This window comes from Methylobacterium sp. Leaf91, from assembly GCF_001422815.1.
Classification (GTDB): domain Bacteria; phylum Pseudomonadota; class Alphaproteobacteria; order Rhizobiales; family Beijerinckiaceae; genus Methylobacterium.
The window spans coordinates 79,899-99,555 of the sequence record NZ_LMMP01000002.1; the positions used below are offsets into that span (position 1 = coordinate 79,899).

A 19,657-nucleotide genomic window follows, 5' to 3' on the forward strand; every position below is an offset into this window, starting at 1 on the left:
TACCCTGAAATCCACAGCGTTAACCTTTTCTTAACCCGCCGATTGCCGTTCCCCCGTGGCCGTGAGACTTTCGTTAACAACAGATTAACGGGACGAGCGGCGGCCATGCGGATCGCGATTTCGAAGTTCCACGATGCGGTCGTCTCCCTTAGGCGGGCGATCGGGCGTTTGAGCCTGGTTTCGGGTGTCGCGTTCGCGTCCCTCGCCGCCGTGCCGGACGTCGCTTCCGCTCAGACGCTGGCCTCTCTGCCCAATGTGCCAAGCGCCATCTCGACCGCCGGCGCAGCCCGCCCCATCAGCGCCTGGGTCACGTTCTGCGAGACTTATACCGCTGAATGCGCGGTCAATGCCGCCGAGCCGGCCACGATCACCCTGACCCCCGGAATCTGGAACACCATCGTCTCGGTGAACCGCCGCGTGAACAAGTCCATCCGCGCCGTCACCGACATGGAGCAACTCGGCGTCGCCGACCGCTGGGACCTCGCGGAATCCGGCGCTGGCGATTGTGAGGATTTTCAGCTTCTGAAGCGTAAGTTTCTCGCCGAGGCCGGCCTGCCGCGCCGGGCCATGCGGATGACCGTGGTCATCGACGAGAAGGGGGAGGGACATGCCGTCCTGACCTTGATCACCGACCGCGGCGATCTCGTCCTCGACAACAAGACCAACAATGTCCTTCCCTGGCGCCAGACCGGCTACACCTTCATCAAGCGCGAAAGCCAGAGCTCCATGGCCTGGGTTTCCCTCGGCCGCGCCGCGTCGCCGGTGACGACGGCCAACAGATAGAGAGCATGGTCCCGGATGCGGCAGCATCCCGTCGAGGGATCGCTTCAAAGGCGATGAATTAGCGACTTGTTAAGCTTGGATGGGCGAGGGTGACCGGGTTCGGGAAACTCTCCTCATGACAAAGCTGAGCCGCGTGTCCGCAGGCATCCTGCTGGCTGCCCTGGTCCCGTTGTCCTGCATATCCCAGGCGTCGGCCGAGAATCCTCATGTCTCAACTCAGGATTCCGAAGTCGCCACCCTGCATTCGTCCTGGCGCGGATGCCTTCAACGCCATTTCGGCCTGCAGGCCGTCCTGACGAGCCGGACGTTCGCCGCTGAATCCGCCGTGAAATCCTGCCGCGGCAGTGAAGCGGCGTATCTCGCCGCCCTGTCCACCTCTCCCCTGCTGGACGACGAGGATGTGTCGCGGGTTCGCCCGGCCCTGATCCAGCGCGCCAAGGGCTGGCTTCTCCAGAAGGCCAGCGCGACTCGCCCCCTCTGAGCCCGAGCCGCGCGATCGACGCCTCTCCGCGTGACCGCTGGGTCCAATGCGGGTTGATACAAGGTTCCGTCAGGCCGCTTTCGGTCCGGTTCTTCCTTCCATCCGCGTATTCGTGACGAGGGCGGCCAGCGCCTCGGCTGACATGGACCGGCCATAGAGATAGCCTTGCCCCTCGCGGCAGCCCATCATGCGCAGCATCATATCCTGCTCGATCGTCTCGATTCCCTCGGCGATGACGTCGAGGCCAAAACTCTGAGCCATGCCGAGTACCGCCCGCACGATCTCGGCGTCATGGCGGTCGGTGAGGATGTCGCGGATGAAGCCACGGTCGATCTTCAGCCGTGTCAGCGGGAAGCGCTTGAGCGAGCTGAGCGAGGCATAGCCGGTGCCGAAATCGTCGAACGCGATGGAGACCCCGTGACGGTGCAAGTCGCGCAACGGGTTCAGCAGGGTGTCGTCGGCCTGCAGGGCGATCCGTTCCGTCACCTCGATCTCGAGGAGGCTCGGTGGCACGGCGTGACGCTCGAGCGCAGCGATCACCTCTCCCGCCAGCCGGCCTTTCCTCAATTGAGCGCCGAACAGGTTCACGGCGATCCGCAGGGGCGGGAGGCCGAGAGAGCGCCAGATGGCGGATTGCCGGCACACATCGTCGACGATCCAGTGGCCGACGGAGGCCGCGAGGGGATGGGCTTCGAGGGCGTCGATGAAGGTGGCAGGTAACAGCAGGCCGCGGCTGGGATGCGCCCACCGCAGCAGGGCTTCCGCACCGATGATCCGACCGGAATCCAGATCGACCTGCGGCTGGTAGTGCAGCACCAGTTCGGAATGCTCCACTGCCCGGGTCAGTTCGTCGTGCAGCGCCCGGCGGGCGACGACCGCACTACGCATGGATTGTTCGAACAGACGGAAGCAGCGCCGCCCGTCCCGCTTGGCCTGATAGAGCGCCAGATCCGCATCGGCGATCAACTCGTCGCGGGCGGCGCCGGGACCACCAATCGCCGCTCCGATGCTGAGGCCTACATGGAAGACGTGTCCCGCCACAGGGAACGGGGTCTGGAAGATCTCGAGGATTCTCGCGGAGAGGGTTTCCGCTTTCAGCGGGTTGCCCTGTCCCGGCAGGAGAAGAGCGAATTCGTCCCCGCCGAAACGCGCCACCGTAATTTCGGGCGTGACGCAGGACGACAGCCGTATCGCCACAGCCTGGAGTAACGCGTCTCCGACGGCGTGCCCAAGACTGTCGTTGACTTCCTTGAAGCCGTCGAGATCGAGCAGCATCACCGTGGCGTAGCGGTCCGTCGAGAGGCTTCCATCCAGGCGCTCGTCGAAAAGAGCACGGTTGGTGAGGCCGGTCAGCTTATCGTGATGGGCCAGCTGGAGCAGTTTGGCGTCGCGGGCGCGCCACTCGCTGATGTCGCGGATGAGCGCTCCCATCCCGATCCCGCCGGGCTCCTGCCAGAGCGACATCGAGAATTCGATGGGGAACGTGCTGCCATCGCGATGAAGGGCCATCAACTCGATGGTGCGGCCAGCGAGATGTGACGCGTTCCCGGCGGCGATCCGTCGAAATCCCGCCGCGTGAGCGGCCCGGAGCGGTTCGGGAATGATGATTTCGATGGGCCGCCCGAGCATCTCGCCCGCACCATGCCCGAACAGGATCTCAGCCGCGGGATTGCAGAAGGCGATCGTACCCGCGCCATCGACGACCAACAGGGCATATTCGGCAGCCTTGGCGAACCCGAACACCGCGGCGTTGGCCGATTGCGTCCGATGGTTTTCCAGTCTGTCCATCACGAGGCCGGCGAAGTCCGCGAGCCTGTCCCGGTCTGCTTCGTCGAAATCTGCATGCGGCTCGGTATCGAGCACGCAGAGTGAGCCGATCCGGTGGCCGTCGCCTGTAATCAGAGGGGCGCCCGCGTGGAAGCGGACATCCGGCAGATCGCGAAAGAGGCCGCCATCCCGGTGGCCCGGCGTGCCGTCACCCTCGTTGACGACCACGACATCGGAACGCGCGATGATTTGTTCGCAGGGAAGGCCATGCCGCGGCATCCGCTGCAGGTCGACGCCGATCCGGGCTACGAGCCACGAGAACTCCTCGTCGATGAGAGAAACCCAAGCGATCGGCATCCTGAGGCTCGACGCGGTCAGTCTGACGATGCGGTCGAGGCCGGCATCGGAGCCCGCGCCGATCATGCCGCAGGAGCGCAGGGCGGCGAGCCTCGCGGCTTCCTGTGTCGGGCAGTGTCGGTCATCGATTGCGGCGGGTGCCGATGGTCTCGGGAACATGGCGTCGGCACCGATCATGAGCGGTTTCCACCAGCGTACGCTATCAAATGCTAACGGACCTTCCAACGCATTGGGTGGTATCGACGTCGGCGGCCTCGTCAAAGAGCAGTTTCGAGAGATCGGGTGAGGATGACGGGAAGTTTTCGCGCACGGGTCTTTTCGCCTGGCCCACATGACCCCCCAGGTCGAAACGGACCACGCGATATGAACTTAAATGCCGAACCCGATGACGGTTCCGCCGGAGCTTGGCTTTGTGTTCGACCCACCGCTAATGCTTTGCCACTATTGCTCTAGCGCTTTTCGCCCGTGGTGGGGCGGGGCTAAAAATAACTGAGATTATATTAAAATCTGTTAACCTTCGAGGAATTTGGCGCCACCACAATCCGCCGGGGCGACTTGAATGATAACTATTGTTCATCCAGTTTTCGTTCAGCGGAGGTCAATCATGGCGCATTCGATCTACGTCCGAAGAATTGGCAGTGACGGCGAAAGCTCCTGGAAGACGCTGGCCCATGCCATTCAGACCCGGAGCGAAGCGGTTTTGCTCGCTCGAAGATTGGCATCCTCGTATCCGGAATCCGGGGCGAATCCGTTCAAGCGGGTGTTCTGGTTTCGAGACCGGACCGGCCTGCACGAAATCCGAGCGGCGCCCGAGCATCGGGTCTCGGACGGTCCCGCCACAGTGTGAGAGCTTGAAACCGGAGAGGGCGAGCGGTATCGCCGGCCGTGCATCACGCCACGGCTTCAGGGAAATCGACGCCCCATGACCGACATCCGTCCGCGTCGCAGCGTCCTTGCCATGCCCGGTTCCAATCCGCGGGTTCTGGAAAAGGCGCGCGGCCTGCCCACCGACGTCGTGATGATCGACCTCGAAGACGGCGTCGCACCCGAGATGAAGGCGGAGGGACGGGACGCCGTCGCCGCCACCGTGGCCTCCCGGCCCTATGGCCGGCGCGAGGTCGCGGTGCGGATCAACAGCCTCGACACCCAATGGGGTGAGGCCGACCTCGCCCGCATCGCGCCGGCGGGACCGGACGCGATCGTGATTCCGAAAGTCTCCGGCCCCGATGCCCTCGTGTCGATCGGCTCTCGCCTGCGCCGGCTCGGAGCTCCGGACCATACCCGTGTCTGGGCCATGATCGAGACGCCTCTGGCCATCCTGCACATCAACGAGATCGCCAGCGCCGCCCGCGACGTGGATACGCGCCTGTCATGCCTGCTCGTCGGGCCGAACGATCTCGCCAAGACCAGTAGGGTCCGGCTCGGAGTACCGGGCCGTCCGGCCCTGATGCCCTGGCTGATGAACGTGGTCATGGCGGCACGGGCCTACGAGATCGACGTGATCGACGGCATCTACAATGCATTCCGAGACGAGAGCGGATTCCGCACCGAATGCGAGCAGGGTCGCGATAGCGGGTTCGATGGCAAGATGCTGATCCATCCCGGCCAGATCGCCACCGCCAACGAATTGTTCGGCCCCTCGGAGAATGAGATCGAGGAGGCGCGCGCAATCATCGCTGTCTTCGCCGAGCCGGAGAACCGGACGCGCGGGGCCATCGCGTTCCGTGGCCGGATGATCGAGCGGCTCCATGCGGTAGAGGCGTCCCGCATCGTCGCGCTCGCCGACGTCATCGCGGCACGGGCGGCGTGAGCGGCGAGTCCGCCGCCCCGACAGTCGGTCTGCTCATCCGCGACAACCGCCTGCGGGAATGGGGTTTTCCGCGCTGGGGGTCGTCAGCGGCGGCGGGGCTCGACCTCCATGCCTGTCTCGACGAGCCCCTGCTCCTTACCCCTCAGGCTCCCCCCGTGCTGATCGCTGCGGGGTTCAGCGTACTGATCCGCGACCCGAACTGGTGCGGCCTCGTCTTCCCGCGCTCCGGCCTCGGACATCGCGAGGGGCTGGTGCTGGGCAACGGGACCGGCGTCATCGACGCGGATTACGAGGGGCCTCTGATGGTCTCGGCCTGGAACCGCAACGCCGACCCGAGGGCGACCATCGTCATCCATCCCGGCGACAGGATCGCGCAACTGGTCTTCACCCGCGTGACACGGCCGGACTTCACCATCGTCGACGCGCTCGATCCAGACGAATCCGAACCCCCATCCGGGCGCGGAGAAAGTGGATTCGGATCGACCGGCCGGCGCTAGAGCTGCGCCCGACCACGTTGGGTCGGGGCACATCTCCAGGCCTTTGTTGTGCCGCGCTCTTTTTCGCCGAACCGGCACCCACTTCGGCGGAGAGCGCTCAAGAAGCGACACGGGAGGCGGGCCGCGAAGTCAGAGAACTGAGGCGCGATCCTCAGCCGCAATTTCCGTCTATGAGCCTTGTATCCGTGCTTCCGGCGATGGAACGTGCGTCCGTCGCGGACTCGCCCGCGTGCGTTCCGTCTTCCGGATCGTCCGGCAGCCGCCGCTGCTTTCGAAGGTCGGGAGAGACCGTGTTCTGATGCCTGCCATGCCCGCATCCGTAGAGACGGCTTCGGCCCTTATCGCCATCGTCTGCGCCTCTGCGCCGGTCCATCTCGTCCTGAACCTGCGAAGTCTCGATTGCGCCATCCGGCTGGTCACCGGGGCGAAAGCTGCCGCGAGCGACGAGCTATTCCAACCGGCCGATCTCGTCATCGTGATGCACGATCCCGACAGCGGAATCGATGGTCCGGCGGTGATCCGGGACCTGCGCGCCTACGGGGGGCACGCCCGCACGGCAATCCTGTTTCTCGGGTCTTCTCCCGCCCTGCGGCGCCCGGCTGTCGAGGCCGGCGCCACCGACGTGATGACCGGATCGATCGATCCACTCGACCTTCAGATCCGGGTCTGCAACCTGCTCGAACTCGCTCTGGCTCGCCAGGTACTCGACCGGCAATCGGATGCGATGAGCCGTGACGTCGACCGTGCCGGCGCTGAGGCTGCCTCACGGGAACGCGAGATCATCCGCCGCCTGATGCTGGCGGCCGAGTTCCGCGACGATCAGGCGGGGGACCACCTCACGCGGGTCGCCGGCTGCGCTATCGCCATCGCCGAGGGCCTCGGATTGTCGGAGGGAGACGCCAACGATATCGCCCTGGCCTCGACCATGCACGACATCGGTAAGATCAGCATCCCCGACAGCATCCTGATGAAGCCGGGACCGCTGAGCCACAGCGAGCGCGAGGAGATGAAGCACCACGCGATCCGCGGCTATCGCATGCTGTACGACAGCCCCTCGCATCTGCTGCAACTCGCCTCCGACATCGCCTTGACCCATCACGAGCGCTGGGATGGCGGCGGTTATCCGCAGGGGCTCAGCACGACGCAGATCCCCCTAGCAGGCCGCATCGTCGCCGTCGCCGACGTGTTCGATGCGCTGATTTCGGAGCGGGTCTACAAGAAGGCCTGGACTCCCGAGGCGGCGCGCCGGCACCTCGAAGAGCATGCCGGAACCCATTTCGATCCGGATTGCGTCGCCGCCTTCGTGTCCCGCTGGGAGGACATTCTCGGGCTGGTGGAGAGCAACCCGCCCGAACCGGCCAGCGCCTGAGCCGGGTGGAGGATCAGGCGTCGGCGACGCCGGCCTCGTCTTGTGCCTGAAGCACGTCGGGCCGGGGCATCGAGATGATGTTGTAGCCGGAATCAACGAAATGGACCTCGCCGGTGACGCCACCGGAAAGGTCCGAGAGCAGATACACCGCTGATCCACCCACTTCCTCGAGGGTCACGGTGCGCCGCAGGGGAGCGTGGGCGCGCTGGTGATTGAACATCAGGCGCGCATCGGCGATGCCGGCGCCGGCCAGAGTCCGCATCGGGCCGGCCGAGAGGGCGTTGACGCGGATTCCCTCCGGGCCGAGATCGCCCGCGAGATAGCGCACGGATGCCTCGAGCGCGGCCTTGGCGACCCCCATGACGTTGTAGTTCGGCATGATCCGGGTCGAACCGCCATAGGTCAGCGTTAGCATCGCGCCACCCTTGCGCATCCGCTTGGCCGCACGCTGCGCGATCTCCGTGAATGAGAAACAGGAGATGACCATGGTCCGCGAGAAATTCTCGCGGCTGGTCACGTCGACATAGCGGCCCTTGAGCTGGCCCTTGTCGGAAAAGCCGATGGCGTGGACCACGAAATCGATCCCGTCGGTGAAGCGTTCGTCCAGGGTAGCGAACAGCGCGTCCACACTGGCGATGTCCTCCACGTCACAGGGGACCACGATATCGGAGCCGAGGGAGGCGGCCAGTGGCTTCACGCGGCGGCCGAGAGCTTCCCCCTGATAGGTGAACGCGAGTTGGGCCCCGTGCTCATGCAGGGACTTGGCGATGCCCCAGGCGATGGAATGATCGTTGGCGACCCCTAGAATCAGGCCGCGCTTGCCTGCCATCAAACCCGTCATCCGTATCCTCGCATCCCTCGCGCCGAAATGTCAGACAGTTCCGGCCATTGCGAGGACGCTTAGCGCGGGCATCGATGAACTGTCCAATCCCACAGCGAACCGGGACTCGGGTGCCAGCCTCGTACGGATCGACTATCGCGTTGGGCTTGTGAGGAGGGCGAGCGATCAGAAATAGCCGCGCGTCTCGTCGAGTGCGGTGTCGAAGAGCGCCTGCTTAGCCCGAATGCAGGCCGTGGCCGCGACACCGAGGCCAGCCAGCGCACTCAAGGAAATCAGGATCATCACCATCACAGACTTTCGGCTCCATCCCGGAAACGCGAAGTCGAATTCGCGGTTCCGAGAAAATGGCCGATATATGGACAGTATGACCCAAGTAGAGCTTGATAAGCTTAGCCGTTCAAGCGTCGATATGCTTCAGGACTAGAGTGGAATTGGTTCCACCGAAGCCGAAGGAATTCGACACGACGTGACCGAGCTGAACGTTGTCGCGGCGCTGCCTGAGGATCGGCATGTCGGCGAAAGCCGGATCGAGTTCGTCGATATGGGCGCTCTCGCAGATGAAGCCGTTCTGCATCATCAGGAGAGAATAGATCGCCTCATGGACGCCGGTGGCTCCCAGCGAATGACCAGTCAGCGACTTGGTGCCCGAGATCGGTGGGCAATCGTCGCCGCGCCCGAAGACCTCGCGGATCGCCTCGATCTCCTTGAGATCGCCCACCGGCGTCGCGGTGGCATGGGGGTTGATGTAATCGATCTTCGCGCCCTTGAGCCCTTCCATCGCCTGCCTCATGCAGCGCACGGCGCCTTCGCCAGAGGGGGCCACCATATCGTGGCCGTCGGAGGTCGCCCCGTAGCCCGCGAGCTCGCCGTAGATGCGAGCGCCGCGTGCCTTGGCATGCTCCAGTTCTTCCAGAACAAGGACGCCGGCACCACCCGCGATCACGAAACCGTCGCGGTTGACATCATAGGCACGGGAGGCGCGGGCAGGGGTGTCGTTGTAGCGCGATGACATGGCGCCCATGGCGTCGAACAGGACGGAAAGCGTCCAGTCCAGATCCTCGCAGCCGCCGGCGAAAATAATGTCCTGACGCCCGCCCTGAATCACCTCGGCGGCGTTGCCGATGCAGTGGTTGGACGTCGCGCAGGCGGACGAAATCGAATAGTTCACGCCCTTGATCTTGAAGAAGGTCGCCAGCGTCGCCGAGGCCGTCGAGCACATCGCCTTGGGGACGGCGAAGGGGCCGACGCGCTTGGGGCCCTTTTCCCGGGCGAGGTTGGCGGATTCGACGATCGCCTTCGTCGAGGGCCCGCCGGAGCCCATGATGATTCCGGTGCGGTCGTTGGAAACGTCCCCAGCCTCCAAGCCGGCGTCACTGATCGCCTGATCCATGGCGATGTGGTTCCAGGCCGTGCCGCCGCCATGGAAGCGCATGGCGCGCCGGTCGACGATCCCCTCAGGATCGATGCTCGGTCGTCCCTCGACCTGGCTGCGGAAGCCGAGTTCGGCATAGGAGGCCGAGTGGCCGATGCCCGACCTGGCCTCGCGCAGGGAGGCAAGGACTTCCTGGGTGTTGTTGCCGATGGACGAGACGATGCCCATCCCGGTGATCACGACACGCCGCATGGAAACGCTCTTCTCTTTCGCCGAAGCGCCGTCGCACCGACGCGTGTCAGGTAGGATGATGTCGGGGCATTCTCAACCACCGCGATGGCGGTCGGCCCCGAGATGCACCGGCAGCGGGGTTAGCTTTGTGCCTGGAACAGGGCAACCCTCAGATCCTTGGCGTCGTAGATCCGGGCGCCGTCCGCCTCCAGCCAGCCATCGGCGATGCCGAGAACGAGCTTGCCCTGGCGCACGCGCTTGATGTCGATCCCGTAGACGACCTTGCTCACGGTGGGCAGCACCTGGTCGCTGAACTTCACTTCTCCGACGCCGAGCGCCCGGCCGCGCCCTGGGGCACCGAGCCATCCGAGATGGAAGCCCACGAGCTGCCAGAGAGCATCGAGGCCAAGACAGCCGGGCATGACCGGGTCGTTCTTGAAGTGACAACCGAAGAACCAGAGGTCCGGCCGCACGTCGAATTCCGCCAGGACATGACCCTTGCCGAAGGCGCCGCCCTCGGTCCCGATCGAGGTGATGCGGTCGAACATCAGCATTGGCGGCAAGGGAAGCTGCGCGTTTCCGGCACCGAACAGCTCGCCCCGACCGCAGGCCAGCAACTCCTCATGGGAGTAGTGGGAGGCGCGGGGGGCGGTCTGTGCTGAACCGGCGGCGGCGGACGATTCGGGATCGGAAGACATGATCGGTGTGTCGGTCCTTGGTGGAGGGCGCGATCGAAACGCCGGACATCGCCCTCGAAACATCGGACGCGCATGGCCATCCAGGGCCACGACACGATCCGAGCTCGCGAGCGGCGCTTCGTTAACACAGCGGCTTTGAGCCTCAAAACACCTCGTTTTCGTCGTGTTCAATGGAATGACTTTAAACAAGCCTCATGTTCACACCGCGTGGCCACCCATCAACCAGCTCGGGTTGCGACGAGGGGGGAGGTTCGTATAGAGTTCCCGCTGTATTGTGTTATTTACGTGAGATGTCAGTACCGCCGATGTCCAACTCGCTGCCGCTGCAAGCCATGCTGAACGCTCGTGGCGCTCCCCTCGACGCCGCTTCGGCTGCCGGTCGTCGGGGATGTCCCCTGTCCGACCTGCGCGACCGTTTGCGCCGCTCCGGTCTCCGTCCGACCCGCCAGCGGCTCTCGCTCGGCTGGCTCCTGTTCGGGCGCGGCGACCGCCATCTCACGGCGGAAATGCTCTATGACGAGGCTATGCGCGCCAAGGTGCCGGTCTCGCTGGCAACGGTCTACAATACGCTCCACCAGTTCACCGAGGCTGGCCTGCTGCGCCAGTTGGCTCTCGACGGGTCGAAGGCCTATTTCGACACCAACCCGAGTGAGCACCACCACTTCTTCCTGGAAGACGAGGGACAGGTGCTGGACATGCCCGATTGCGGCATCACCGTCGATTCGCTCCCGGATGCGCCCGAAGGCATGGAGATCGCCGGGGTCGAGGTTATCGTCCGCCTGCGCCGCCGGCACGGTGCGCGTCAGTCCTGAACCTCTACGACCTCCTGCCCGCCATCATGAAAAAGGCCCGGCTCAGCCGGGCCTTTTTCATATCCGCCGAACTGCGCGTTCCCGCTCAGTCAATCTTCTCGTTGGGGTAGACCCCCCAGAGGCGGTCCTGGCGGATATAGCCGTCCACGTCGCCGCTCTTCTGGGGCAGCGCGACGATGACCCGGCACCAGCTTCCGGTGCAGCTCTTGACGCTGCCGATGACGCCGGGCTGGAGCTTCGCCTCCACGCTCGCCCCTTCTTCCGCCCGCGCATGGAGCGGGATCGCAGAATCTCCTCCCTTGGCTGCCATGACGATGGAGGTGCGCCGGCCGGAAAGGAGGGAGTGCAGCACCCAGCCCTCGGTCCCCTCGGAATCCCGGATACGGCGCCAAGTCTCGAACTCGGCGACGATCTCGATGGGCAGGCCTGCACGCTGGAACACCCACAGCGTGCGGTGATCCTTCGAAGGTCCCTCGCGCAGGTTGACGCGATCCGTCTTGAGGCTTGCGTAGCGGGGTAGGGGCAGGCCTGTCGCGGGGCCGCGATTCGCATCGCCCGCGCCTGCAGGGGCTGCGATCGCCCTCGAAGGCAGCGCCGCCCATGAGGAGGCCAGCGTCAGGCAGGTGAAGAACAGGAATCCAGGCAGGCGCATCATCGGTCTTCCCAAAGGTTCGCGATCGTCATTTTCCCGGACGGCCATGTCTCCATGATCGTCATGGCCACGATCGGCATCGTGAATCCTCGTCTAGCGATCCCGCGCGATGCTTCGGGCGCGGGGGTACGTTGTGTTCCGTGCCCTCTCTGGTAGAGAAGCCTCGGGAACCGGCAGCCAAGGCGTCGGAGCTATGGGACCTGTCTGGCCGATGCGTGGTTAATGCGAGGTCAAGCCTCGGCATGAACTCCGGCTCACTGCAGAGACCGGCCTAGCAGAAACGTTCGCGGAGGGTGCATGTCGTCGTTGAAGCGCAAGCCACTCGTTGTGGTCACGCGTCGCCTGCCTGAGGTGGTCGAGGCACGCATGCGCGAATTGTTCGATATTCGCCTCAGCCCCGATGACAAGCCGATGAGCAGCGAGGCGCTGGCCGCCGCTTTGCGCGAAGCCGACGTCCTCGTTCCCACCGTCACGGACAAGATCGATTCCGGTCTCCTCGCCCAAGCCGGCCCGAACCTTCGCCTGATCGCGAATTTCGGCAATGGCGTCGACCATATCGACGTGGCGGTCGCACTGGAGCGCGGCATCACCGTCACCAATACCCCCGGCGTCCTCACCGAGGACACGGCCGACATGACGATGGCGCTGATCCTCGCCGTGGCGCGCCGCGTCGCCGAAGGCGCCCGGATCATTCCGGACGACAATTGGGACGAAGGCTGGTCCCCGACCTGGATGCTCGGCCGCCGCATCACCGGCAAGCGCCTCGGTATCGTCGGCATGGGGCGGATCGGTCAGGCCCTCGCTCGACGCGCGAAGGCGTTCGGCCTGCAGATCCATTATCACAACCGGCGCAAGGCACCGGCGCAGATCGAGCGCGAGCTCGACGCGACCTATTGGGAATCCCTCGACCAGATGCTGGCGCGGGTGGACATCGTCTCGGTCAATTGCCCCCACACGCCCGCGACCTACCACCTCCTCTCGGCCCGCCGTCTGAAGCTGCTGAAGCCGGAGGCGATCGTGGTGAACACGGCCCGCGGTGAGGTGATCGACGAGACGGCCCTCGCACGCCTGATCGAAGCGGGCGAGATATCCGCCGCCGGCCTCGACGTGTTCGAGCAGGAGCCGGCCGTGAGTCCGCGCCTCGTCAAGCTGGCGCGTTCCGGCAAGGTCGTGCTCCTGCCTCACATGGGCTCGGCGACGCATGAGAGCCGGACCGATATGGGCGAGAAGGTCATCATCAACATCAAGACCTTCATGGATGGACATCGTCCGCCGGACCGGATTCTGCCCAGCATGCTCTGACGTCGCCGCCTCCGGCCCGGAGCCGGGTTTGCACGAGGCTTGCTAGTTTATCGATCTATGTGCATCGGCAGACCCAAGCCGTAGGAACGGTGCCATGTCCGATACGTTGACCGGCGCCGATAGATATTGTCGGGCGAGCGTCGCGCAGCGGTTAGAGTAGGAGCACCATGGCCGCGGAGACACAGTCGACCGAGGCAAACATCGACGAGGCCGTGCCGTGCGACGATTTCCGTCGCTTCGCGGATTTCGTGCCTCTGATGATGTGGCGCTCCGATACCGAGGGCGGGGCGATCCATCACAACGAATGCTGGCTCGACTTCACCGGCCGGTCCCGCGACGACGAGCTCGGTCATGGCTGGCGACGTGGCTTGCATCCTGACGATTTTGATCGGCATGCGGCGCTGGTCGAAGAGGCCTTCGCATCGCGCGCGCCATACTCCATCGAGTTTCGCCTGCGCCGCCATGACGGTGCCTATCGCTGGCTGCTGAACAACGCCCGCCCCCTCACCGAGAACGGGACGTTCCAGGGCTACCTGGCCTCGTGCTTCGACATCACCGACCGCAAGCGCGCCGAAGAGCATGCCGAACACGCGCTCGTCGAGAAGGAGGCCCTTCTCGCGGAAGTGTATCACCGGGTCAGAAACAACCTTCAGGTGATGGTAAGCCTGATCGGCCTTTACGGTCGCGCCGCGCCGGCACCTTGCCGCGGCAGCTTCGAGGCGCTCGGCCAGCGCGTCCGCGCGATCGCCCTCGTCCAGCAGCATCTGCATGAGGCGCCACATATCGCGTCCATCGACCTGCGCGATTACCTCCACCGGCTCGCATCCGGCCTCGGCCAGTTGCGGCGGGCCGGGCGGATCAGCGTGACGGTGGGAGGGCGCGGCACCAGCCTCGTCGAGCCGAGGACAGCCAACGCATTGGGCATGATCGTCGCCGAGGTCGTCGCCGAATGCCTCGACGCCACGTCCGATTCCGTGTCCTGCACGATCTCGATCACCATCGATGCCACGGCTGGCGCTCCGGTTCGGCTCACCATCGTTTCCGGCGGCGATCAGCCGGCGGCCAGCGTGGCGGATGTGCCCAATCTTGGCCCCCGGCTGGTGGCGGCCTATGCCGCACAGGCCGAGATCGCGGTGCGAGGCACCGGAACGCATTCGGATCCGATGGAGCTTCAACTGCCCGAAGCTCTGGTCCATCCCTCGGAATAACGGACTTTCGCGCCAGCGAGGGTCGCTTGGGTAGCCCCCGCTTCCTATATGGCTGCAACGGGCCGCGCCTTCACAGCGCGCCGTGTCGGCATTCGTAAGAGTTCAGCCCGCCATTATGCTTCCGCCCATCGAAACGATCATCGACAATTTCGAAATCCTCGACGACGGGCCGGACCAGCTCGAGTATCTGATGGAACTCGGCCGTGCCTTGCCTCCCTTCCCTGATGAACTGCTCACCGAGCAGAATCGCGTCCATGGCTGCGAAAGCCAGGTTTGGGTCGATTCTAACGTCGATCATTCGCAGCAGCCTCCGCGTCTGCATTTGAGAGGAACCAGCGACTCGTTCATCACCAAGGGATTGATCGCCCTGGTGATGGCGTTGCACGATGGAAAGACGCCGAAAGAGATCGCCCAAGTCGACGTTTTCCAGGTCTTCAAGCAGATCGGCCTTGGTGCCCACCTGACGTCGAAGCGCTCCAACGGAGTTCGGGCCATGGCCGAGCGTATCCACCGGGATGCCGCGCAACTGGCCGCCTGAGCCCTTCAGGCGCGGTCACGCCATAGGCGCAGGCGTGACTGGCTAGGCCCTACTGCTTCCCGCTCCAGCCCGTAATGCTCCGCCAGCCGCGCCAGGGCGATACGGATGACGACCTTGGCCGAACGCGCCGGCCAACGGCGCTCGGCTTCAATCATCTCCAGGCCTTTCACGAAGCCGCAGAGATCGATCAATAATCCGGACAGGTCGCTGCCTACCGCACTGAGTGCCGCTCGGACTCGCTGCCGGGCCGCCAGCATGGCGTCCGACCCAGCCGAGGGATCGCGCGGGCCCCCACCATCCACCTTGACCCCGCTCCAGTCCGAACCCATCCGGGGCATCATTGCCCCCATGGTCATGTCGCGTCGCAGCCGCTCGCCCGCCTCGAAACAGGCGGCGTCGATCAGGGGCGTCCCGTCCCGATCCCGCCGCCGGGCCATCCAGGCAAGTGGACTTTCCGATGTGTCGCGAACCGGTCGGCTCGGTTCCCCGCGGCCTTCGAGATCGAGATGCTGTGCGAGATAGGGGGTGTCCCGGCCGGCCCGTTCCCGCCGTAGCCTGGCCCGGCCCGCGGCGCTGATGGTCAGCCTGGCACGACGCCCATCCGCCTGTTCGGCGAGATCGCAGGACAGGAGGGTCTGACCGGCCTGCGCGAGGTAGCGCCCGCGACTTACCGAGATCCCGTCGCCACCGTTGCGGACGATGATGTCTCCCTCGGCCAAAGGGTCCGACAACGCGTAGGCCCCCTCCACGTCGAGGGCCGTGAGAAGGCGGGCCGCATCGCGGCTGAGTTCCGTCGGAACACTGACCGACAATGGTCGACGGCTGGTGCTGCGTGTTTGGCCGATCCGGGATGTGTTCATGATATGTTCCCTAGCGCGTGACAGCGGGTGCCGCGTTGGCCCAGGGAAAAATAAAGGAAAAATATCCTAGCGCAAGCGGCTTTTGTTCAGCGCCGCTCACGGGCACGAACAGTCCCCGCTCCTGCGGAACGGGAAATGGCCGGGCTGCGAGATTTCGCGAATGCCCGGCCGGTCGATTTACGCTGCTTCGTCGTAGGTCCCGTTCCGGGTCTGGCCGAGACCGATCGCCTTGGCGAGGTCCGAACGAGCCTTGGCGTAGTTCGGGGCGACCATCGGGTAGTCCGACGGCAAGCCCCACTTCGCCCGGTACTGTTCCGGGCTCATATCGTACTTCGCGCGAAGGTGGCGCTTAAGCGATTTGAATACGCGGCCGTCCTCGAGGCAGATGATGTGGTCGGCAGTCACCGACTTCTTGACGGGAACGGCAGGCTGCTGCGGGGCGGCTGCGACTTTGGCCTCGGTTTCACCGCTCGCGACCTGGGTCAGCGAGGCGTGGATCTTTGTAATGAGCTGTGCGAGCTCACCGACAGGCACAGGATTGTTGCTCACATAGGCCGAGACGATGTCGACCGTCAGTTCAACGAAGTCGGCCGAATTCTCAATGTCGCTCATTGTCTAAACGGTTCCCTTAAGCACGATGCCGGTAACAGTCTGTTAAGTATGCGGGCGAGGAGCCAAGAGGCGTTTTGGCAAACCACGGCATTGACTTTCGGCATCGTGGCGTCACGCAGCGGTGTTCCATGATGATGGGAGATGGTAATCGCCATGTCAGTCATTTTATGATATTCAAGTTGGCCCTGCAAGACATAAGTCAAACCTCTGGATATGCCGAATCAAGATTTTTGAACAATAGTTCAATTCAGCGTGATCATGCATTGGCGCAAGTTTGACGTCATTTATGCATGCATGATTGGACGCATTCTGATTCCGCGCATTCCCGATCGGTTGACCGGTCTGGCACAGTTCGGCCGAAGACGGCAGGAAAAGACTTTCCGCTCCACCTTGCCCACAGCGTTCAGCTGGGACACATGCAGACATCGAAGGCGATCACGAGCCGAATTGATCGCCGCTACGCTATTCAGCCGACGATGTTTGGCAACCTTGCAGGTGTATCCATGGACGATCTTTTCCACCTGGAAAGCAAGTCGCCTGTCCCTGACGTGCGCCCGCACACATTCACGGTGCATGGCCGATCAATTTCCGACAATTATGCTTGGCTAAAAGCCGAGAACTGGCGCGACGTCCTGAAGGATCCTAGTGCCCTTCCATCGGATATCCGCGAACATCTCAATGCTGAGAATGCTTATACGGAAGCCGCGCTCGGCGATCTCGAGCCCTTGCGGAAGACGCTGGTAGCGGAGATGCGCGGGCGCATCCGCGAGGACGATAGCGGCGTACCCGAGCCGGACGGTGCATTCGCCTATTACACCCGGCATCGCGAGGGTGGGCAGCATCCCCTCGTCTGCCGCCGGCCGCGCACGGTGGTGGTGATCCCCGGTCATGGGGCGGAGACCGCCGGTACGGGTGGGGCTGAGGAGGGCGAAGTGGTCCTGCTGGATGGTGACGAGGAGGGGAGGGGCCTCGCCTTCTTCGAGCTCGCGGCGGCGGTGCATTCGGACGACCATGCTCGCCTTGCCTGGAGCGCGGATTCCAAGGGGTCCGAGCTTCACACGATCCGCGTCCGCGATCTCGGCACGGGACAGGATCTTCCGGACCGCGTCGAATCGACCACCGGCGAAGTGGTCTGGGCAGCGAATGGCCTGTCGTTCCATTACGTAGCCGTGGACGAGAACCATCGTCCCGCCCGCGTCATGCATCACGTCGTCGGGACGGACCAGTCCGCCGACAGCATGCTCTATGAGGAGCGCGATTCTGGCTTCTTCGTCCATATCGAGACGACCCAATCGCGCGATTACCTGGCCATCACGGCAAGTGACCACGAAACCTCGGAAGTGCATCTCCTCGATCGCCGGTCGCCGGATGCAACACTGCTATGCGTTCAGCCGCGGGAGCCGCTGCTCATCTACTCCGTGGAGAATTGGGGGAACCACCTCTTCATTCTAACCAATGCGGACGGGGCTGAGGACTTCAAGATCGTCACCACCCGCATCGGTGCGTCGGGCCGCGCCAATTGGACCGATCTGATTCCACACCGGCGCGGTGTGATGATCCGCCACCAGCATGTCATCGCCCAGCATCTCGTGCGTCTCGAGATCGAGAATGCGCGGCCCCGCATCGTCGTCCGCGATACGCAGGGCAACGAGCACATCGTGGCCTTCGCCGAGGAAGCCTATTCCCTCGGCCTCCAGCCGGGCCATGAATTCGAGACGGCGGTGATCCGGTTCACCTATTCGTCGATGACGACGCCGGCCGAGACCTACGACTACGATTGTTCGACCCGCGCCCGTCAGTTGCGCAAGCGCCAGACCATCCCCAGCGGGCACGATCCCGCCGCCTATGTGACACGCCGGATTTTCGCCACGGCACCGGACGGAGAGAGCGTGCCTATCTCGCTCCTCCACCGTCGTGACCTCGTCCTCGACGGCTCGTCTCCGCTGCTACTCTATGGCTATGGCTCCTATGGCACCCTGATGCCGGCGGCGTTCCGCACCAACCTGCTGTCGCTGGTGGATCGCGGCTTCGTCTACGCCATCGCCCATGTGCGCGGCGGAACGGAGAAGGGCTGGCACTGGTACATGGACGGCAAGCGGGCCAAAAAGCCCAACACCTTCTCGGACTTCGTCGCCTGCGGTCGCGCCCTGGCGGACGCCGGATACACGACGTCGGGGCGCATCGTCGCCCATGGCGGATCGGCTGGGGGGATGCTGATGGGGGCTGTGGCCAACCTCGCGCCGGACCTCTTCGCCGGGATCGTCGCAGACGTGCCCTTCGTCGACGTGCTCAACACCATGCTCGACGGCGACCTGCCGCTGACCCCGCCGGAATGGCCGGAATGGGGCAATCCGGGCGCGAGCGTCGAGGATTTCGAGAGCATCCTGTCCTACTCGCCCTACGACAACGTCTCGGCGCAGAACTACCCGGCGATCCTGGCGCTCGGCGGACTCACCGACCCGCGCGTGACCTATTGGGAGCCGGCGAAATGGGTGGCGCGCCTGCGCGCCACCATGACCGGCGGAGGCCCCGTCCTGATGCGGATCAACATGGAAGCCGGCCATGGCGGGGCGGCGGGACGCTTCGACCGGCTGGAAGAAGTGGCCCTGATCTATGCCTTCGCCCTCCGGGCGGCGGGGCTGGCTGGTGGCAGCGAGAGCCTGCAGCCGTGACGGCCTTCATCCGAACCGCTGCCGCCGCTGGGTGCTTCCTGGCGACGCTGGTGCCGGGCGCGGCAGCGGACAGGACGGTGGCCCTCGAGGTTCCCCCCGACCTCGCCAAGGATCTGTCGGCGATGCCGCGGATCGCCAACCCCGTCGACGACGCCGAGCGGCGGATCAACACCGCCGTTCAGCGCCTAGACGGAGCGGCGCGTAAAGCCGCGGCCGAGTGTCTGGCGCAGGGAGGCAAACATGCCGATTACGGCCGGCATATCGACGTGACGATGCGGGGCCCCCGCTTCCTCAGCTACACGATGACGGACAGCGCCTTCTGCGGCGGCGTACATCCCAATACCGGCACCTCGGCGATCGTCTACGACCTCGTTTCCGGTGCTCCCGTCGATTGGACCGCGCTGCTTCCGCCCGCTCTCACCGGCAAGGTCGCGCTCCAGACCGAGATGGATGGAAGCAGGATGGTGTCCCTGTCCTCCAAGCGGCTCTTCGACCTCTACCTCAAGGCTTATCGCCCCAGGACCGGTCAGGCGAAGGCGGATGCCGACGACGACGAGTGCCGGGAGGCGGTATCGATGCCAGATGGCGATGGGCCGCCTGCGATGACTGTCTGGCTCGATGCGAAGGCGGGTGGCCTCGCAGTCCAGTTCGACCTCGCCCATGTCGTCCAGGCCTGCGCCGACGTGGAGGTCATTCCCCTCGCTACCCTCAAAGCCGAGGGCGCCAATGCCGTGCTGACCGACGCAATCGTGGCGGCCCGGGCCGCGCTGCCTGTTCCCTGATCGTCTTCGTTCC

19 protein-coding genes are annotated in these 19,657 nt (G+C 64.5%); 11 read left to right on the top strand and 8 right to left on the bottom strand.

The genetic code is table 11. The features are described from left to right. The first annotated feature begins 105 nt into the window (after window positions 1–105). On the top strand, window positions 106–783 hold the full coding sequence (locus ASF32_RS03070; protein ID WP_056423560.1) for a transglutaminase-like cysteine peptidase: 678 nt from the start codon (window positions 106–108) through the stop codon (window positions 781–783). 115 nt (window positions 784–898) lie between these two features. Beyond that, complete coding sequence (locus tag ASF32_RS03075; RefSeq protein WP_056423562.1) at window positions 899–1,264, top strand: hypothetical protein; 366 nt, start codon at window positions 899–901, stop codon at window positions 1,262–1,264. Between the two features lie 69 nt (window positions 1,265–1,333). Here the strand turns inward: ASF32_RS03075 and ASF32_RS03080 are convergent, their stop codons facing one another. Beyond that, window positions 1,334–3,565 carry an EAL domain-containing protein gene (locus tag ASF32_RS03080; RefSeq protein WP_056423564.1) on the bottom strand — a complete coding sequence of 744 codons (2,232 nt, stop codon included), beginning with the start codon at window positions 3,563–3,565 and terminating at the stop codon, window positions 1,334–1,336. A 745-nt stretch (window positions 3,566–4,310) separates the two neighbouring features. Between ASF32_RS03080 and ASF32_RS03085 the strand changes: the two genes are divergently transcribed. From ASF32_RS03085 to ASF32_RS03095, 3 genes are all read left to right on the top strand, one after another. Continuing rightward, the gene (locus ASF32_RS03085) at window positions 4,311–5,198 is read left to right on the top strand and encodes a CoA ester lyase (RefSeq protein ID WP_056423565.1); all 888 of its coding nucleotides are present in this window, start codon (window positions 4,311–4,313) and stop codon (window positions 5,196–5,198) included. Beyond that, window positions 5,195–5,695, top strand: a complete 501-nt coding sequence (gene dut, locus ASF32_RS03090; protein WP_056423567.1) for a dUTP diphosphatase — start codon at window positions 5,195–5,197, stop codon at window positions 5,693–5,695. Before ASF32_RS03085 ends, dut begins: the two co-directional genes overlap by 4 nt. A 307-nt stretch (window positions 5,696–6,002) precedes the next feature. Then, entirely contained in the window at window positions 6,003–7,064 is a 1,062-nt protein-coding gene (locus tag ASF32_RS03095) for an HD domain-containing phosphohydrolase (protein WP_056423736.1), read from the top strand. Window positions 7,065–7,077: 13 nt separating this feature from the next. On the opposite strand, the gene fabI is transcribed toward ASF32_RS03095, so the two are convergent. From fabI to fabA, 4 genes are all read right to left on the bottom strand, one after another. Next, a complete protein-coding gene (gene fabI, locus ASF32_RS03100) occupies window positions 7,078–7,905 on the bottom strand; it encodes an enoyl-ACP reductase FabI (RefSeq protein WP_056423568.1) in 828 nt (275 codons plus the stop codon). A 165-nt stretch (window positions 7,906–8,070) separates the two neighbouring features. Continuing rightward, window positions 8,071–8,193 (bottom strand): hypothetical protein, encoded by a 123-nt coding sequence (locus ASF32_RS26795; RefSeq protein WP_280136531.1) that lies wholly within the window; start codon window positions 8,191–8,193, stop codon window positions 8,071–8,073. Between the two features lie 109 nt (window positions 8,194–8,302). Next, complete coding sequence (fabB, locus tag ASF32_RS03105; RefSeq protein ID WP_056423571.1) at window positions 8,303–9,529, bottom strand: beta-ketoacyl-ACP synthase I; 1,227 nt, start codon at window positions 9,527–9,529, stop codon at window positions 8,303–8,305. A gap of 119 nt (window positions 9,530–9,648) precedes the next feature. Continuing rightward, window positions 9,649–10,206, bottom strand: a complete 558-nt coding sequence (gene fabA / locus ASF32_RS03110) for a 3-hydroxyacyl-[acyl-carrier-protein] dehydratase FabA (protein ID WP_056423573.1) — start codon at window positions 10,204–10,206, stop codon at window positions 9,649–9,651. A 305-nt stretch (window positions 10,207–10,511) separates the two neighbouring features. Between fabA and irr the strand changes: the two genes are divergently transcribed. Next, on the top strand, window positions 10,512–11,018 hold the full coding sequence (gene irr, locus ASF32_RS03115; protein WP_056423575.1) for a Fur family transcriptional regulator Irr: 507 nt from the start codon (window positions 10,512–10,514) through the stop codon (window positions 11,016–11,018). Between the two features lie 85 nt (window positions 11,019–11,103). Here the strand turns inward: irr and ASF32_RS03120 are convergent, their stop codons facing one another. Continuing rightward, entirely contained in the window at window positions 11,104–11,673 is a 570-nt protein-coding gene (locus ASF32_RS03120; RefSeq protein ID WP_156467660.1) for an SH3 domain-containing protein, read from the bottom strand. Window positions 11,674–11,967: 294 nt separating this feature from the next. Between ASF32_RS03120 and ASF32_RS03125 the strand changes: the two genes are divergently transcribed. The 3 genes from ASF32_RS03125 to ASF32_RS03135 all read left to right on the top strand — a co-directional run bounded on the left by ASF32_RS03125 (window position 11,968) and on the right by ASF32_RS03135 (window position 14,718). Further along, window positions 11,968–12,972, top strand: coding sequence for a D-glycerate dehydrogenase (locus tag ASF32_RS03125; protein ID WP_056423577.1), 1,005 nt, complete (start codon window positions 11,968–11,970; stop codon window positions 12,970–12,972). A gap of 167 nt (window positions 12,973–13,139) precedes the next feature. Continuing rightward, entirely contained in the window at window positions 13,140–14,180 is a 1,041-nt protein-coding gene (locus ASF32_RS03130) for a PAS domain S-box protein (RefSeq protein ID WP_056423579.1), read from the top strand. Between the two features lie 115 nt (window positions 14,181–14,295). Next, entirely contained in the window at window positions 14,296–14,718 is a 423-nt protein-coding gene (locus tag ASF32_RS03135) for a SufE family protein (protein WP_056423581.1), read from the top strand. 5 nt (window positions 14,719–14,723) lie between these two features. Here ASF32_RS03135 and ASF32_RS03140 read toward each other — a convergent pair whose 3' ends face one another. Together ASF32_RS03140 and ASF32_RS03145 are read right to left on the bottom strand one after the other, a co-directional pair. Next, on the bottom strand, window positions 14,724–15,578 hold the full coding sequence (locus ASF32_RS03140; protein WP_056423585.1) for a DUF6456 domain-containing protein: 855 nt from the start codon (window positions 15,576–15,578) through the stop codon (window positions 14,724–14,726). A gap of 177 nt (window positions 15,579–15,755) precedes the next feature. Next, window positions 15,756–16,190: a MucR family transcriptional regulator gene (locus ASF32_RS03145; RefSeq protein ID WP_056423588.1), complete on the bottom strand. Its 435-nt coding sequence runs from the start codon at window positions 16,188–16,190 to the stop codon at window positions 15,756–15,758. Window positions 16,191–16,693: 503 nt separating this feature from the next. On the opposite strand from ASF32_RS03145, the gene ASF32_RS03150 reads away from it, so the two are divergent. Next, window positions 16,694–18,862 (top strand): S9 family peptidase, encoded by a 2,169-nt coding sequence (locus tag ASF32_RS03150; protein ID WP_056423590.1) that lies wholly within the window; start codon window positions 16,694–16,696, stop codon window positions 18,860–18,862. Next, window positions 18,859–19,644 carry a hypothetical protein gene (locus ASF32_RS03155; RefSeq protein ID WP_056423591.1) on the top strand — a complete coding sequence of 262 codons (786 nt, stop codon included), beginning with the start codon at window positions 18,859–18,861 and terminating at the stop codon, window positions 19,642–19,644. Before ASF32_RS03150 ends, ASF32_RS03155 begins: the two co-directional genes overlap by 4 nt. Window positions 19,645–19,657 lie beyond the last annotated feature (13 nt).

Excerpts from the sequence above, each read along its gene's own strand:
- ASF32_RS03070 (WP_056423560.1), top strand. The coding sequence starts at position 106 with ATGCGGATCGCGATTTCGAAGTTCCACGATGCGGTCGTCTCCCTTAGG.
- ASF32_RS03075 (WP_056423562.1), top strand. The coding sequence starts at position 899 with ATGACAAAGCTGAGCCGCGTGTCCGCAGGCATCCTGCTGGCTGCCCTG.
- ASF32_RS03080 (WP_056423564.1), bottom strand. The coding sequence starts at position 3,565 with ATGATCGGTGCCGACGCCATGTTCCCGAGACCATCGGCACCCGCCGCA.
- ASF32_RS03085 (WP_056423565.1), top strand. The coding sequence starts at position 4,311 with ATGACCGACATCCGTCCGCGTCGCAGCGTCCTTGCCATGCCCGGTTCC.
- ASF32_RS03095 (WP_056423736.1), top strand. The coding sequence starts at position 6,003 with ATGCCCGCATCCGTAGAGACGGCTTCGGCCCTTATCGCCATCGTCTGC.
- fabI (WP_056423568.1), bottom strand. The coding sequence starts at position 7,905 with ATGACGGGTTTGATGGCAGGCAAGCGCGGCCTGATTCTAGGGGTCGCC.
- ASF32_RS26795 (WP_280136531.1), bottom strand. The coding sequence starts at position 8,193 with ATGGTGATGATCCTGATTTCCTTGAGTGCGCTGGCTGGCCTCGGTGTC.
- fabB (WP_056423571.1), bottom strand. The coding sequence starts at position 9,529 with ATGCGGCGTGTCGTGATCACCGGGATGGGCATCGTCTCGTCCATCGGC.
- fabA (WP_056423573.1), bottom strand. The coding sequence starts at position 10,206 with ATGTCTTCCGATCCCGAATCGTCCGCCGCCGCCGGTTCAGCACAGACC.
- irr (WP_056423575.1), top strand. The coding sequence starts at position 10,512 with ATGTCCAACTCGCTGCCGCTGCAAGCCATGCTGAACGCTCGTGGCGCT.
- ASF32_RS03120 (WP_156467660.1), bottom strand. The coding sequence starts at position 11,673 with ATGATGCGCCTGCCTGGATTCCTGTTCTTCACCTGCCTGACGCTGGCC.
- ASF32_RS03125 (WP_056423577.1), top strand. The coding sequence starts at position 11,968 with ATGTCGTCGTTGAAGCGCAAGCCACTCGTTGTGGTCACGCGTCGCCTG.
- ASF32_RS03130 (WP_056423579.1), top strand. The coding sequence starts at position 13,140 with ATGGCCGCGGAGACACAGTCGACCGAGGCAAACATCGACGAGGCCGTG.
- ASF32_RS03135 (WP_056423581.1), top strand. The coding sequence starts at position 14,296 with ATGCTTCCGCCCATCGAAACGATCATCGACAATTTCGAAATCCTCGAC.
- ASF32_RS03140 (WP_056423585.1), bottom strand. The coding sequence starts at position 15,578 with ATGAACACATCCCGGATCGGCCAAACACGCAGCACCAGCCGTCGACCA.
- ASF32_RS03145 (WP_056423588.1), bottom strand. The coding sequence starts at position 16,190 with ATGAGCGACATTGAGAATTCGGCCGACTTCGTTGAACTGACGGTCGAC.
- ASF32_RS03150 (WP_056423590.1), top strand. The coding sequence starts at position 16,694 with ATGGACGATCTTTTCCACCTGGAAAGCAAGTCGCCTGTCCCTGACGTG.